Origin of the sequence: Ureibacillus chungkukjangi (assembly GCF_044795995.1) — a bacterium.
Taxonomy (GTDB): Bacteria; Bacillota; Bacilli; order Bacillales_A; family Planococcaceae; genus Ureibacillus; species Ureibacillus chungkukjangi.
Map to the genome: position 1 here is coordinate 1594043 of NZ_CP085009.1, position 15114 is coordinate 1609156.

At 36.4% G+C, this 15114-nt stretch carries 15 protein-coding genes; 14 read left to right on the forward strand and 1 reads right to left on the reverse strand.

The window, feature by feature from the left end:
* Window positions 1–185 precede the first annotated feature (185 nt).
* From LG296_RS07815 to LG296_RS07855, 9 genes are all read left to right on the forward strand, one after another.
* Window positions 186–1442 (forward strand): lipopolysaccharide assembly protein LapB, encoded by a 1257-nt coding sequence (locus LG296_RS07815; RefSeq protein WP_107937163.1) that lies wholly within the window; start codon window positions 186–188, stop codon window positions 1440–1442.
* Window positions 1443–1458: 16 nt separating this feature from the next.
* Window positions 1459–2016 carry a ReoY family proteolytic degradation factor gene (locus LG296_RS07820; protein WP_107937161.1) on the forward strand — a complete coding sequence of 186 codons (558 nt, stop codon included), beginning with the start codon at window positions 1459–1461 and terminating at the stop codon, window positions 2014–2016.
* 225 nt (window positions 2017–2241) lie between these two features.
* The gene (locus LG296_RS07825) at window positions 2242–2691 is read left to right on the forward strand and encodes a YpiF family protein (protein WP_107937159.1); all 450 of its coding nucleotides are present in this window, start codon (window positions 2242–2244) and stop codon (window positions 2689–2691) included.
* A 156-nt stretch (window positions 2692–2847) separates the two neighbouring features.
* A complete protein-coding gene (locus LG296_RS07830; RefSeq protein ID WP_107937157.1) occupies window positions 2848–3351 on the forward strand; it encodes a ubiquinol-cytochrome c reductase iron-sulfur subunit in 504 nt (167 codons plus the stop codon).
* Window positions 3352–3371: 20 nt separating this feature from the next.
* Window positions 3372–4046, forward strand: a complete 675-nt coding sequence (gene qcrB / locus LG296_RS07835; RefSeq protein WP_107937155.1) for a menaquinol-cytochrome c reductase cytochrome b subunit — start codon at window positions 3372–3374, stop codon at window positions 4044–4046.
* A 49-nt stretch (window positions 4047–4095) separates the two neighbouring features.
* Entirely contained in the window at window positions 4096–4884 is a 789-nt protein-coding gene (locus LG296_RS07840; protein ID WP_107937153.1) for a menaquinol-cytochrome c reductase cytochrome b/c subunit, read from the forward strand.
* A 136-nt stretch (window positions 4885–5020) separates the two neighbouring features.
* Window positions 5021–5629 carry a DUF1405 domain-containing protein gene (locus tag LG296_RS07845; protein WP_107937151.1) on the forward strand — a complete coding sequence of 203 codons (609 nt, stop codon included), beginning with the start codon at window positions 5021–5023 and terminating at the stop codon, window positions 5627–5629.
* A gap of 144 nt (window positions 5630–5773) precedes the next feature.
* Window positions 5774–6448, forward strand: a complete 675-nt coding sequence (locus tag LG296_RS07850; protein ID WP_107937200.1) for a zinc metallopeptidase — start codon at window positions 5774–5776, stop codon at window positions 6446–6448.
* Between the two features lie 328 nt (window positions 6449–6776).
* A complete protein-coding gene (locus LG296_RS07855; protein ID WP_107937149.1) occupies window positions 6777–8990 on the forward strand; it encodes a PQQ-binding-like beta-propeller repeat protein in 2214 nt (737 codons plus the stop codon).
* Between the two features lie 102 nt (window positions 8991–9092).
* Here the strand turns inward: LG296_RS07855 and LG296_RS07860 are convergent, their stop codons facing one another.
* A complete protein-coding gene (locus tag LG296_RS07860) occupies window positions 9093–9959 on the reverse strand; it encodes a YitT family protein (protein ID WP_107934317.1) in 867 nt (288 codons plus the stop codon).
* A gap of 439 nt (window positions 9960–10398) precedes the next feature.
* Between LG296_RS07860 and dapB the strand changes: the two genes are divergently transcribed.
* The 5 genes from dapB (at window position 10399) to LG296_RS07885 (ending at window position 15082) form a co-directional block, all read left to right on the forward strand.
* Window positions 10399–11196, forward strand: a complete 798-nt coding sequence (gene dapB / locus LG296_RS07865) for a 4-hydroxy-tetrahydrodipicolinate reductase (protein WP_107934320.1) — start codon at window positions 10399–10401, stop codon at window positions 11194–11196.
* A 15-nt stretch (window positions 11197–11211) separates the two neighbouring features.
* A complete protein-coding gene (mgsA, locus tag LG296_RS07870) occupies window positions 11212–11616 on the forward strand; it encodes a methylglyoxal synthase (protein ID WP_107934322.1) in 405 nt (134 codons plus the stop codon).
* 184 nt (window positions 11617–11800) lie between these two features.
* The gene (bshA, locus tag LG296_RS07875) at window positions 11801–12937 is read left to right on the forward strand and encodes an N-acetyl-alpha-D-glucosaminyl L-malate synthase BshA (RefSeq protein ID WP_107934324.1); all 1137 of its coding nucleotides are present in this window, start codon (window positions 11801–11803) and stop codon (window positions 12935–12937) included.
* A complete protein-coding gene (locus LG296_RS07880; RefSeq protein ID WP_107934325.1) occupies window positions 12934–14118 on the forward strand; it encodes a CCA tRNA nucleotidyltransferase in 1185 nt (394 codons plus the stop codon). The genes bshA and LG296_RS07880 overlap by 4 nt, the downstream gene beginning before the upstream one ends.
* Window positions 14096–15082, forward strand: a complete 987-nt coding sequence (locus LG296_RS07885; protein ID WP_107934327.1) for a biotin--[acetyl-CoA-carboxylase] ligase — start codon at window positions 14096–14098, stop codon at window positions 15080–15082. The genes LG296_RS07880 and LG296_RS07885 overlap by 23 nt, the downstream gene beginning before the upstream one ends.
* The last annotated feature ends 32 nt before the right edge of the window (window positions 15083–15114 follow it).

A 15114-nucleotide genomic window follows, 5' to 3' on the forward strand; every position in this document is an offset into this window, starting at 1 on the left:
TAAAACCTTCCTTCTTCTCATAAGTAAAGCTAAGGCTAAAAGCTATAGTTCTTTTCGATTAGCCAAGATTCTAATAGAAAATAGTTGGGCCTCCCCGAATTTTAACGGGACAGGTCCTTTTTCTTGTTTCTATTAATTAAGTGAAGTAGCATAGTATTGACTAAACATAAAAAAGGTGAGTAAATTTGACAAATACAACCAATGATTTAATACAAGCCATCCAAGCTGGAGAATTACAGCAAATTAATAATTTATTAGAGGCATTTTTATTAAATGAACAAGCGGATGAACAATATGAAATTGCCGATTTGTTGATGCAATATGGTTTTTTAAATGAAGCAGATCGCATTTTTGAACATCTTCAATTTTTGTTTCCAGAGGAAGCTCAATTAGCAATAGACCGTGCATCGGTTTTAATAGAATTAGGTGAAGAGGATGAGGCGCTTCAATTATTAATGGGCATTGATTCAGAAGCTCCCGAATATCCTCAAAGCTTACTATTGCTAGCAGACTATTATCAAATGCAAGGTTTATATGAAGTGGCAGAACAACGTATTACAGAAGCGTTAGATATACTACCCAATGAGCCTTTATTACAATTTGCTAAAGCTGAGCTACTATTTGAAACAGGGCGCTTTACTGAAGCAGCTCGTATCTATGAAGAACTACATGCAAAAGAAAAAGAAATAGCAGGGGTTTTATTAGCTTCTAGGCTAGCAGAGGTATATCGTGCAGGTGGTGGGTATGAAACGGCCTTAGATTATTATATGGAAGCGTTAGAGGACTCTGTAACACCTGACTTACTGTTTGGATCAGCTTATGCTGCCTTTCAATCTGAGAAGTATGATTTAGCTACTAAACAACTAGAGGATTTAAAAGAATTAGATCAAGATTATTTCAGCGCTTATTTATTACTAGCAGAAAGTTATGCAATGTTAGAGGATAACAGAAGGGCGCTCAAAACAATTGAAGAAGGCATAAAGCGTGATGAGTATGAGAAGTCATTTTATTTATTTGCTGGGAAAATGGCATTGAAAAACAGTTTGCCAGATGAGGCAACAAATTATTTGCGACAAGCGATTGCACTTGATCCAGAATACATGGAAGCAATTTTAGTGCTGATGTCCATCTTCGCAAATCAGGAAAAATACGAGGAAATCATAGAATTGTATGAAAATTTAAAAAATAATGATTTCGACTGGAGCGCTTTATATCCCTTTGTTGCGGATGCTTATGCAAATAATGAGCAGTATGAACGTGCATGCGAAATTTATAAGCTAGCATATAATGATTTTAAAGACGAACCATCGTTTTTAGAAAAATATTGTTATTTCTTAATTGAAGAAGGAAAAAGAGAGGAAGCACGAAGTATCGTTAATCGTTTAATTGCTTTGGAGCCTACAGAGCAACAATGGTTGGATCTTCTCTACACTCTTGAATAAAAGGAGGGATAGCAAAGTGACTTCTTCCATTCCGATTATTGATAAAAAATCATTTGTTCGTTGGTTTCTTAAAAATTATCAATTAAAAAGAAGAGAATGTGTTTGGATACTGAATTATTTATTAAGTAACGATAACCTACTTGAGAACATTCATTTCGTAGAAGAAGCGCATTATTGTCCAAGAGCGATCGTAATGTCCTCTGTCGATTCAACTGGAGTACCGTTCAGATTTTACAAAGGAAATATTATGACAAGTGATGCTGAAAAGTCATTTCACGATTTACGATTACATCCAAACGAAAGCATGTATATCCAATTAAACTTCCCTAATATTCCACCGAGTCAGCAGTATTTAGCTGTTTTAGAGGAAAACCCATTCATGCCAAAGTATTTGCATATTAGTGAGAGGGATCGCCTTATCGCAGAGGAAATGTTAAATAATAGCTTATTAGCATTTCAAGAGGAGAAATTATTAAAAGAAATTGATGATGCCTTAGATAAGGGAGATAAAGAAAAATTTTATTCGCTATCTAATTTACTACAGACATTGAAACAAACTACCAAAAATGTTTAACAATATCTTCATATGAAAAAGTTGGACATTCAATAAGCGTGATAGATATTATGGGGAATATGTTCTAGTCTCATTCAGTCGAGATCATAGGCTGGATGGGATTTTTGATGTTTCCTTATTTTTACAAGCTATTATAATTACATAAAAGTGAATTTTAATAAAAATTAAACTGTTATTTTTATTTGTTTTTGGTAATAGTAAATATTGATGTATGGAGGAGAAGTAATGTTTTTTAATGTAAAAGATGTACAACAATTTCAAGCACAAAAGGATTTTATTGATACGGCGCTCGTACCACTGCTTTCACTAGATTTTAATGAGTCAAAAATCAAACAAAGCAGCTCTTCTGCTGAATTTTTAATGTCCCTTACAGCATTTGTAGAACAGCAGTTTAAGGGAAGATTAATGCTTGTCCCTCCATTTTCTTATACTGAACAAACAAAAAATGGTTTGGCAGTAAACTTATTAAAGGAAGACTTACAAAATGCTGGCTTTAAACATGTACTATTTATAACGTGTGATCATACTTGGACAAGCAATAACGAGCAATTAGAGGTTATTTGGTTACCAGCTATTCCTCTAGAGTCGATGGATTCAGGAGTTAAAAAAACAATACTAGAAGAACAATTGAAACAAATCATACCAAAATTAACTTCCAAATGGTTTCAAAGTTAGTAAATTGTTTCATTAAATGTTCACAAAGTTGTCGAAAGTATAGAAAGCCAATATTGACCAACCTATTTTCTTGATATATCATAGATATGTCCTAGTAATTACTATTTGTAAAAGTATGTCCGTTGGACTGACCTTTTAGTTAGAGGGGGGAAAAGGATGAGTAACAATCGAGTTTCTAGACGTCAATTTCTTAACTACACTTTAACTGGTGTTGGTGGATTTATGGCGGCGGGCATGTTAATGCCTATGGTTCGCTTTGCAATTGATCCAGCTTTACAAACAAAAGCTGATGGTGATTTTGTACAAACAAGCCAAAAAGTTGCAGATCTTACTGAAGAGCCTGTAAAAGTTGACTTTTCATATGAACAAGTTGATGCATGGTATACATCTGAAGTTACTGATACTGCTTGGGTTTATAAAAGTGGCGATGCAGTAGTTGCATTATCACCAGTTTGTAAACACTTGGGCTGTACAGTTAACTGGAATAGTGATACTGAGCACCCAAATCAATTCTTCTGTGCTTGCCATGGTGGACGCTATGAAAAAACTGGTAAAAATGTTCCAGGTACACCACCATTAGGTCCGCTAGACGAGTATGAAGTATCTGAACAAGATGGCTTTGTAATGCTTGGGAAAAAAATCGCAAATACTAGAGGTTAATAGTTAGGGGGTAAACATCAGTGCTAAATAAAATTTATGATTGGGTCGATGAACGACTGGATATCACTCCAATCTGGCGTGATATAGCCGACCACGAAGTGCCAGAGCACGTTAACCCTGCACATCACTTCTCTGCATTTGTTTACTGTTTCGGTGGATTAACTTTCTTCATTACAGTTATCCAAATTTTATCGGGTATGTTCTTAACAATGTACTATGTGCCGGACGTTGAAAATGCATGGAAATCAGTTTATTACTTACAAAACGAAGTAGCATTCGGTGAAATCGTACGCGGTATGCATCACTGGGGAGCTTCATTAGTAATTGTAATGATGTTCTTACATACACTTCGTGTGTTCTTCACAGGTTCTTATAAAAAACCTCGTGAGTTAAACTGGATTGTAGGAGTTTTAATTTTCTGTGTTATGTTAGGATTAGGTTTCACAGGATATTTATTACCTTGGGATATGAAAGCGCTATTCGCTACTAAAGTAGGTATTGAGATTGCTGCTTCTGTTCCGTTTATTGGTGAACTTATTAAAGTATTACTTGCTGGGGATGCAACAATAATTGGTGCGCAAACGTTAACACGTTTCTTCGCAATTCATGTATTCTTCTTACCTGCAGCATTATTTGCATTACTTGCAGCTCACTTTATTATGATTCGCCGTCAAGGTATTTCTGGACCACTTTAATTCAGTAAGAATTTATAAGGGTCTATGATTTTTTAAAGGAGGGGACACTATGCATCGCGGAAAAGGGATGAAATTCGTAGGTGATTCACGCGTTAAAGCTAATAACCGTATGGTGAATATGCCTAAAGATTATTCCGAGTATCCAGGTAAAACAGAAGCTTTCTGGCCTGACTTCTTATTAAAAGAATGGATGGTTGGTGCAGTTTTCTTAATCGGATATTTATTATTAACTGTCGCACATCCTTCACCACTTGAAGGTCCGGCAGATCCAACTAATGCTTCATATATTCCATTACCAGACTGGTACTTCTTATTCTTGTACCAATTATTAAAATATGCCTATGCATCAGGTCCATACAATGTGGTAGGTGCAATCGTTATGCCTGGTTTAGCGATTGGTGCGTTAATGTTAATACCGTTCTTAGACAAAGGTCCTGAACGACGTCCATCTAAGCGTCCATTACCAACGGCATTTATGTTATTAGCACTTGCTGCTATGATTTTCTTAACTTGGGAATCTGTTGTAAACCATGACTGGGAAGCAGCAGCAAAACAAGGTGAAATCAAAGAACAAGTGGACATCGAAATTGATGAGACAGCAGAAGGTTATTTAATCTTCACTGGTGAACAAGGTAAGTCTTGTATCGCTTGTCATGGTGCTGATATGCAAGGTGGGGCTGCAGCTCCTGCTTTAGTAGGTAACGAATTAACTGCTGAAGAAGTTGCCGATGTGATCCACAATGGTCGTGGCGCAATGCCAGCTGGCCAATTTGCTGGTACTGAAGAAGAGCTACAAGTTTTAGCTGAATTCATCGCAAGTTTAAAAGCTGAAGAATAATTCTAATATTTTTCTTAAAAGAGAGTCGGGAAACTGACTCTCTTCTCTTTTACTTATTTCTAATTTACATATGTGCTAGTTTAAGAAAAAATACATAAATCTTTAAAATTTTGTGGAATAATAAGGAGAATAGAAAATGAAGGCATTTTTCACACAGTGTTGGTTTTTATTAACACATCGTTCTTTTTTGACATTATTATTTTTCATTAATTTATTTGGCACAATTTACGGTTATATTTGGTACGGTTCGCAATTATCTCGAACAGAGCCAAAGTTTTTAATATTTGTTCCAGACAGTCCGACAGCAAGCTTGTTTTTCTGTATTGCTGTTCTTGGGTGGATATTTGGAAAGCATTTTAAATTGATTGAAGCTTTAGCTTTGATTACGTTGGTTAAATATGGGGTATGGGCTGTTGTTATGAATTTGTTGACACTGGCTGAAATAGGGTCGATTGGTCCAGCAGGATGGATGCTTGTGTTTTCTCATGGTTTAATGGCAGTTCAAGCGATTCTTTATATGGCTAACTATCGATTTGGTATGGTTCATATAGCTATTGCTGCGATTTGGACGTTGCATAATGATGTGATTGATTATGTTTTTGGTCAAATGCCTACCTATAGTGTACTTAGTCAATACGCAAGTCAAATTGGTTATTTTACTTTTTGGCTATCTATTGTATGCATTGCTATTGCTTATTTTGTTTATACTAATATTATTAATACATCCCGAAATCACTCTTCTTAAAGCTAGTAAATATGTCATTTTTGTCATAATTTTGTTTTCCTGTAATAGGCTTATAGGTGTGAATAATTGCATAAGTTTTAATGAGCCATTAAAATTAGTAGTATAGTAACTTATTAGAAAGGAAGAGGTTAATTGACAGCAGGAATGTATATTGTTTACTTTCTAATTATTTTGATTTTGCCGATATACGCACAGATGAAGGTAAAAAGTACGTACAAGAAATTTTCTCAAGTTCAATCTTCAAAACATATGACTGGTGCACAAGTTGCGCGTCAGATTTTAGATACTCATGGTTTGTCTGATGTTCGTGTAGTACCGACACAAGGAGTATTATCAGATCATTACAATCCAGCGACGAAAACTGTAGCACTATCTGAGAAAAACTATTATGAAGCATCCATTGCAGGTGTAGCTGTTGCTGCACATGAGGTTGGGCATGCAATTCAACATAAAGAAGCCTATACGTTTTTGAACCTACGTTCAAAACTAGCTCCAGTAGCTAATATTACATCAAACGCATCATGGATCTTTGTAATGATTGGTATTTTTGCCTCTAGTTCAGGATTTTTATTGTTAGGTATTGGATTACTTCTTGCAGGTGTTTTATTCCAGGTAGTAACTTTGCCAGTAGAGTTTGATGCTTCTAAACGTGCAATGAATGAAGTTATAACGTTAGGCATTATCTCTAACAATGAAGAACGCGCTGCGAAAAAGGTCTTAAATGCAGCCGCAATGACGTATGTTGCAGCAGCTGCTGTAGCAGTATTAGAGTTAGCACGTTTAATTCTAATATACACAGGCATGCGATCTGACGATTAAGTAAAACTGCATAGCAAAATTTATCCCAAAGGTTTTTAGAAACCTTTGGGATTTTTTTGTGTACCAGGTACACACACAATACACACACAATTAAAAAATTCGAGGAGTAATATTTTCTAATACAGAATGCGGTAATTTGTCCTAAAAAAGATTTTTCCCATAAAAATAAATGGGGACATCTTCTTTTTTTATCTAATTTAATGGAACTAAAAAATATTTTTAAAAAGATAATAACTAGTACTTTAGATTAATAGACTGTAGAAATATAACTCAGTTTATGAAAGCGTAATCATGCGCTTTACATAATGAAATATAAGGGGGGAGAGTTATGAAATTCAGTTTATCTAAGGTGCTGTTGTTCAGTTTTGTGGGAATTATTATTATTGCTGGCCTTGCTTTTTATGCAGGAGTTTTATCAAAAAAGAGCCTAGACGAGGGTAAGGCTGGTGAAAAAGATACAGGATTTATTGTTAAAACACCTACAGAAGAAGTGGACGCGAACAATGGAAGAGACCCTAGTCAGCCAGATATAAAAGTAGAGTTTGCAAAAGAAGAATGGGTTACACATGGTGGAGATTATTTTAATCGACGTTTCTCAGAGTTAGAAGAAATTAACCTAGAAACGATTGGTGATTTAAAACCAGAGTGGGTAACTAGTTTAGGCGCTAGCTTGGATATGAAATTTTCTGGGGAAGCAACACCAATTGTCGTTGATGGAGTGATGTATATTGCGACAGCAGAAAATGATGTATTAGCACTGGACGCAAAAACAGGTGAGAAGATTTGGGAGTACCGTCCAGAAATCGCAGAAAAGCTTAATACGGTTTGCTGTGGATGGACGACTCGAGGCGTAGCTGTTGCTGATGGGAAAGTCTTCGCAGGTTTATTAGATGCTAGACTAATAGCGTTAGATCAAGAAACAGGCGAATTACTATGGGAAACAGAAGTAGCTAATTGGGAAGAGGGGTATACAATTACAAGTGCTCCTCTTTATTATAATGGTAAGGTCTACACTGGTGTTGCTGGTGGGGAATACGGAATACGAGGTAGAATTATGGCTTATGACGCTGAGTATGGTCATGAGGTTTGGCGTTGGTATACTATTCCTACACCATATGAGAAAAATGGCGATACTTGGCCAGATGATGAGGATAAAAACTGGTTACATGGTGGTGCTCCGGTTTGGAACACACCAGCAGTGGATCCAGAGCTAGGATATATCTATTTTGTAACTGGTAATACTGCCCCGGATTTAGATGGAAGTAAACGAGAAGGGGATAATTTATATGCCAACTCGATTGTTGCATTAAATGCCGAAACAGGAGATTATGCATGGCATTTCCAGCAGGTGCATCATGATATATGGGATTTAGATCCGACGAACCCGGTCATCCTGTTTGATGTAGAAATCGATGGCAAGAAACGAAAAGCGCTTGGAGAAGCTGGTAAAACGGGATGGATTTACTTTTTAGATCGTGAAACAGGTGAACCGTTAATCGGGATTGATGAAAAAGAGGTGCCACAGCTTGCAGAGCAAAAAACCTCACCAACACAGCCATTCCCAAAAGGTGATTCCTTTGTTCCTCAAACTGTGACGGAAGAGGACGTGGAACGTGATTTAAGTGATGATTTTGAGGGGACGATTGGTTCTATCTTTACTCCTTTCTGGGAGGAGCCTGTTACATTAAAACCATCTGCCTTTGGTGGAGCTAACTGGCCGCCATCAGCTTATTCACCAGAAACTGAGTACTTCTATGTTCTTGGTACAGATGGCTATATAGCTTTATCTCGAATGGATGAAGATATTTATGAAGAGGGTTCAATGTATATAGGAAGTATTATGGTTCCAGTTTCAGATGCACCAACTAGAGGAACAATCACTGCAATGGATGTAAAAACAAATACAATTGCATGGCAGGTCGAATGGGATACGAATGCCTATTCAGGAGTACTTGCAACTTCTGGTGATTTAATATTCGTTGGTCACAATGATGGACGTCTTATTGCATTTAATGCAAAAACTGGTGAGGAAGTATGGAGCTATAAAACAGATGCTGGTGCGAATGCTCCATCTGTAACGTATGAGATTGATGGTGAACAATATTTATCAATTTTTGCAGCTGGAAACTCTTTAGCCGGTTCAGCTCATGGAGATAAGGTGTATACATTTAAATTAGATGGTAAATGGGACGGTACACCAATTGATGCTTCAGAAAAAAGTGACGGCAAGTCTGATGAGAAAGTTGCTACATCAAATGACCCAGAAGATTCCGATACAACTGGTTCTACAAGTGATCCGTATGAGGTTGGACTTTCTATTTATGAAGGAAACTGTTTATCCTGCCATGGTAATATGGGGGAAAACGGACATAATGGACCAAATCTACAGCTTAGTAAGCTAGCAGAAAACAAAGATGATGTTATAGAGCGTATAAAAAATGGTGGTTCAACAATGCCGGCATTTGGAACGATTTTATCGGAAGAGGAAATCGAAGAGGTGGCACGTTATGTGAATGAGGTCTTGTCAAAAGCAGATGAATAAACTTAGGTTAATTCCTATTGCGAGATGAGATGTAGCCTTTAATTATTAGTAAAAAAGCGCTTGGGATGAAATGAATCAATCCAAGCGCTTTATGCTTTTTATCTACTCATCGATTCTGAAGCCTTCTCCTGTAACATCCTTTACGTCAATAATTGAGACGAATGCATTAGGGTCAATAGAACGTATTATCGATTTAAGTCGTACTAATTCATTACGGCCGACAATACAGTATAGAACATCCTTCGATTGCTTTGTGTAATGTCCATAGCCATGGAATACAGTGATTCCACGTTCCATCTTCTCAGAAATAAGATTTGCAATTTCATCAGGGTTATTTGAAATGATTAGTGCAGCTTTTGCAGAATAAGCACCATCTTGAACCATATCAATCACGCGAGCACCAACAAAAACAGCTACAAGTGTATACATCATCGAACGTGCATCTAAGAATGTAAGCCACGATGCTAAAATTACGAAAGCGTCAAATAAAAACATGGTACGGCCCATACTCCAGCCAACATACTTATTTGTAAGTCGAGCAATGATATCGACTCCACCTGTTGTACCACCGCATCTGAAAATAATTCCAAGCCCAATCCCGACGAAAACACCTGCAAATAAAGCAGCTAAAAGTAAATCGTCTTGAAGATTCAAATTCACTTCGTAAACCTGGAAAATACGTAGGAAGATGGAAACTGCAACAGTTCCAATAATTGTATAGATGAACTCTACACGACCAAATTGCTTCCAGCCTATTATAAACATCGGGATATTAAGAATAAGGTTCATGATTGCTGGATCCCAATTTAATGTGAAGTATAATATTAACGTAATACCGCTAAAGCCACCTTCACCTAGTTCGTTTTGAATATTAAAATGTAGGAGGCCAAAACTAAAAATGGCTGCACCTAATAATATTCCAAGAATGTTTTTTACTTTAATACCTCTCAAAAAATAACCTCCAAACATTAACAATAAATAGTTACTTATTATTACTCTTGCTTACTTTATTTACCTCCAACGATAGATACATTATGTTTTATTTTTCTTCTTTTGACAACATAGCCCTTTATTATATACGATGATACTAAGTGCATGGTATGATGTCGAATGAGATATATAATGTGAAAATTACCGTAAAAAAATAGATAAATACATATAAAAATTCAAGAATTAGATTTTCTAAAAACTAACTTTGGTACTAAAAACCCTTAGTTGGAGGCAGTTTTACAGGAGAAAATACTACTAACTTGTATAGGGACGAAAAAATCTGTCTGAATTGAAAAATACAAATGTAGAATTAGGAGATTTTTTCTTTTTTTTAGTATGTTATACAAATGCATTAGGTATCCAATAAGTTAACATTATTTCATAGCAGAAAATATTAAAGGCAGAAAGGATGAATAGTATGACAATAAGAGTTGCAATTGCAGGTAGTAGAGGGAAAATGGGGTCAGAGGCAGTAAAAACTGTTTATAACCGCGATGGTTTGGAGCTTGTGGCGGCATTAGATTATAAGCATGTAGGAGATAGCTTAGCCGAGCTTGAAATGTTTCCTTCAAATTTAGACGTGCCAATTTATACGAACCTCACGCAATTGATTACAGAAACAAAACCAGATGTTTTAGTCGACTTAACAAATCCGCATTCTGTATATGAGCATACAAAAGAAGCAATGTTACATAATGTACGTACAGTTGTTGGTACTACAGGCTTTACTGACGAACAATTAGAAGAGCTAACAAATCTTGCAAGAATAAGTAAAGTAGGATGTATTATTGCGCCGAATTTTGCAATTGGTGCTGTATTAATGATGAAGTTTGCAAAAGAGGCTGCTAAATATTTACCACATGTTGAGATTATAGAAATGCATCATGATCGTAAATTAGATGCACCTTCTGGAACAGGGAAGAAAACAGCTCAGATGATTGCGGAGGTTCGTGAATCACAAAAGCAGGGGCATGAATTTGAAGTAGAAACAATGCCAGGGGCACGAGGTGCAGACTTTGAGGGAATGCGCATTCACTCTGTACGTTTACCAGGCTTAGTAGCTCATCAAGAGGTTCTATTTGGTGGAGAAGGGCAAATGCTAACGATTCGCCATGATTCCTATAACCGTGAATCCTTTATGGGTGGAGTTGTTTACTGTATTGAAAAGGTCATGACATTGGAAGAATTAGTATACGGACTAGAAAATATCCTATAAGAATGGAGATAGAAAATGAAAATCGCTCTTATTGCACATGATCGTAAAAAAGATAGTCTAGTTGAGTTTGCTATAGCATATAAAGAAATATTGTCTGAGCATGAATTATATGCAACTGGGACAACGGGACAGCGCATACAAGATGAGGTTGGTTTAAAGCTAATAAGATTTCGTTCAGGACCATTAGGGGGCGATCAGCAAATTGGCTCTATGATAGCTAATAATGACATGGATATGGTCATTTTCTTTAGAGATCCTCTTACTGCACAGCCACACGAACCAGATGTAACGGCACTTGTTCGACTTTGCGATGTTTACCATATCCCTTTAGCAACGAATATGGGAACAGCAGAAATTCTACTAAAGGGTCTACAAGAGGGATTTGTAGATTGGCGGTTAATCCAGGAAAGACGTAAATAAAAGTGATATTGAACTTTTGCATTAAAAATATTTGTTAATTATCTAAATATACAGAACTTCTGACGGATGCTTTGTTCAATAATTTTGAACAATAAGCATATATGAATCTACACATATTTGATTAATTAATTTGTTTTCAATGATTAAAGTAATTAATTATTTGGATAGAGAGGAAGAACGTCGGATGAAGAAGCTGAAAATTGGAATTACATGTTATCCAACTGTTGGTGGTTCTGGTGTTCTAGCAACAGAGCTTGGAAAAATGCTAGCAGAAAGAGGACATGAAATTCATTTTATAACATCTAGTGTTCCATTTCGATTAAATAAAATTTACCCCAATGTATTTTTTCATGAGGTTGAAGTAAATAATTACTCTGTTTTTCAATACCCTCCATATGACCTTGCTCTAGCAAGTAAGATGGCGGATGTTATAAAAGAGAAGAAATTAGATGTACTACATGTTCACTATGCTATTCCGCATGCTGTATGTGCAGTTCTTGCACGTGAAATGAGTGGAGAAAATATTGGTATAGTTACAACCTTACATGGTACCGACATCTCAGTGCTAGGACAGGATTCGACAATGACTCAGGCTATTAAATATGGTATCGATAAGTCGGATATTGTGACAGCTGTCTCGGATGCCTTAAAAGAACAGACCTATCAATTAATCGATACAAAAAAAGAAATCGAAACTGTTTATAATTTTGTTGATGAGTCGATATTTAAGCCAATAGATTCTAGTAATTTAAAGGTACAATATGGAATTAGTGATGACGAGCGTGTTCTTATCCATGTTTCGAACTTCCGTAAAATTAAAAATTTACCAGATATCATAAATACTTTCTTTAAAGTTCGAGCAGAAATGCCTGCTAAGCTTCTGTTAGTAGGTGATGGTCCTGAAAAACAAAGAATGGTCGATTATGTGAAAACATCGCCATATAAAGAGGATGTTCTATTTTTAGGAAAGCAAGAAAATGTTGCAGAGTTATTTGGCTTAAGCGACTTAAAATTATTGCTATCAGAAACTGAATCCTTTGGTTTAGTATTATTGGAAGGAATGGCCTGCGGGGTACCCGGCATCGGTACAAATGTAGGAGGTATACCAGAAGTTATTCAACATGGTGAAAATGGCTTCATTGTCGAGCTTGGTGATACTGAAGGAGCAGCCCAATTTGCAATTCAATTATTAAAAGATGAAGAGAAATTAATCCAATTCCGTCAAGCTGCAATTACCTCTATTCAAACGAAATTTTTAGCGAAGCCTATTATTGATCATTATGAACAACTCTATGAACGATTGGTGGCACTGCGCGTATGAATATAAATAAGGAATGGCATGCTGCGTTACAGGTGATTGACAGGATTGAAAAAAGTGGTTTTGAGGCGGTCATTGTTGGTGGTGCTGTACGAGATCATCTATTGCAAAGAAAAGTCAATGATGTGGATGTTGCAACTAGTGCCTTGCCCTTAGAGATAAAAGAAATTTTTTCATCGACAGTAGATGTTGGAATTGAGCATGGAACTGTATTGGTTTTAGATGAAGGGGAGCCAATTGAAGTAACAACCTATCGCACTGAAGGTACATATAGTGACTATCGTAGACCAGAGGAAGTAAAGTTTGTTCGAAACCTCGAGGAAGACTTACAGCGCCGCGATTTTACTATTAATGCAATGGCTTTTACAAAAGACGGTGATATCATTGATCTATATGGTGGAAAAGAAGATATAGAAAATAAGGTTATCCGTGCTGTTGGTGATCCGAATGTGCGTTTTCGTGAGGATGCCCTTCGAATGCTGAGGGCTATTCGTTTTGGGTCTCAATTAGGTTTTACTATCGAGGAAAAAACTTTAAAGGCCATTCAGGTTGATAGTGATTTAATTGATTTTATAGCAAATGAACGAATTGCAATGGAAATGGCTAAGGTTTGGAAAAGTAAATTTGTATACTATGGTCTTCAATTACTGATTGAAAGTAATCTATCGAAATTTTTAGTAGGGCATTTTTCGGACCAGCTTGAGCATTGGCGTACTTTTAAAGCTGAAAAATCAGAGATTGGCTGGGCTTATTTGTGTCTTTTGAATCGTCAGGAAATGCAAGATATTGTGGATTTCTACCGTTTGTCGAAAAAGGAAAAAACCTTTGTTCGTAAAACACTAAATGCTTTTGATGCATTAAGACAAAAGTGGACTGCAATGGATTATTTTTCAAATGAGCTAGAGATTTTAGAAACAGCTTATGATTTTGCTAGATGGCAAAACATTGCTCTACCATTTGAAAAAGAAGAAATACATGCGGTTAAAAATAGCCTGCCAATTCAAGCCATTGACCAATTAGCTATCAGCGGAAATCATTTGATGAGCTGGACTACTAGAAAAAGTGGTCCCTGGATTAAAGTTGCTTTAGATGCTGCAATTATAGCTGTTTTAAACGGATACGTAGAAAATGAAGAAGACAAGTTGAAGGAATGGTTCTTAAATGACTTTATCAATGAAGGATAAAATACTAAAGCGTTTCCTTCTTGCCTCAGGGGAGCCGATTTCAGGTCAGTATTTAGCTGATGAATTGGGAATCTCTCGAACGGCGGTCTGGAAACATTTGCAGTCCTTACAAGAGGATGGCTATACTTTTGATACAATTAAGAAAAAAGGCTATCTATTAACAAATAAACTAGACAGAGTGGATGCAGCGAGTATAGCATCCTTTTTGTCTACAGAGCGATTTGGACAGTCCATCCATTATTTAGACGAGTGTGCTTCTACTCAAACGATTGCACATGAATTAGCTCGTAATGGTGCTAAGGATGGGACAATTATAATTGCTGAGTCACAAACCGCGGGCAAGGGAAGAATGAGCCGTCCTTGGGAATCGACAAAGGGGAAGGGCATTTGGATGACAGTTATTATCAAACCAGATGTATTGCCACATCAAGCACCTCAATTCACATTAGTGGCAGCAGTATCGATTATTAATGCAATTAAATCTCTATATAGTAATTTTACTCCCGTTATCAAATGGCCGAATGATATTTTAGTAAATGGACTGAAGTGTACGGGCATTTTAACCGAAATGATCGCTGAAATGGATCGAGTCCAGGCATTATTGATTGGAATCGGCATTAATGTCAATCAGCAGCAGGAGGATTTTCCAGAAGAGCTTCATACGATTGCAACCTCTTTAAGTATCGAGGAAAATAGAGTATTAAACCGAGCTGAACTTGTTGGAACTATCTTAAATTACTTAGAGAACTATAGTGACTTATATGTGAAAGAAGGTTTTGGTCCTATTAAGAAGCTATGGGAAGAAGCCTCTGGAACAATAGGTAAACAAATTAAAGCCACAACTTTAACAGAAGTTATTGAAGGAAAAGCAATCGGTATTACTGAATCTGGTGTTTTGGAAATTCAGCTAGATAATGGAGAAGTTCGAAGTATCTATTCTGCTGATATCGAATTGAATGAATAATAGAATATATATTTTTTAGAAAACTCTTTTTC